1 protein-coding gene is annotated in these 691 nt (G+C 65.1%); it reads right to left on the bottom strand.

Annotated features, from left to right (window positions below; translation table 11 throughout):
- Positions 1 to 691, bottom strand: a 691-nt coding sequence (locus NJH59_RS25380; protein WP_253087471.1) for an Ig-like domain-containing protein, incomplete at both ends; no start/stop codon positions are given.

The following is a 691-nucleotide window of genomic DNA, read 5'->3' as shown; positions in this document are numbered from 1 at the left end:
CGCGGATGGTGTAGGTGAACACGTCCTTGGCGCCGGTTGGCGCTACCGAGTTGGGGTCGGCCTTGTAGATCGCCTCGCCATTGGCGTTCAGGATCAACGTGCCGTAGGTACCGGCAATGCTCACGCCCAGCGAGCCGATGGCCGAGGTAGAGGTGTCGGCGCCTGCCCGCACACCCACCACCGCACCGCCCTGGGCTGCACCGTCTGCACCCAGGATGTCGTTGAGCAGCACGTTGCCGGTGACCGTTCCGCCTTCCATCACTGTGGCGCTGTCCGATTCGGCAATGGGCATGTCGTCGACGATATGGATCACGATGGTGCTGGTAACGCTGTTGCCCAGCGCATCGGTGGCCTTGTAGGTGAAGGTCTCGGTGCTCACGACGTTGGCGCCGTCGTTGCCGTTGCCGATGTGCGGCGCCGAGGTCAGGGTGTACTTGTAGCTGCCGTCGGCGTTGATCTGAATCTGCCCGTAGTTACCGATGGCGCTGCCTTCCAGGCTGTAGGTCAGGGCACCGGAGCCACCGCCCACCCGGCCTTGAAGGTTGCCGACCGAGGTTTCCGTGGCCCTGGTCGGCGCGCTGCCTTCTACCGTGCCAGGCGCCAGGTCCCAGGCGTCCTGCACCAGGTCCAGCCCGCGCTCGTACACCTTGATGTCATCGTCCGGGCAAGCGACGAGCTTGCTGTCGGTGAC

The sequence above is a fragment of the Pseudomonas sp. VE 267-6A genome (assembly GCF_024126555.1).
Lineage (GTDB): Bacteria > Pseudomonadota > Gammaproteobacteria > Pseudomonadales > Pseudomonadaceae > Aquipseudomonas > Aquipseudomonas palmensis.
The sequence above is the reverse complement of the archived record's forward strand: the minus strand, read 5'-3'. Positions and strand labels throughout refer to the sequence as shown.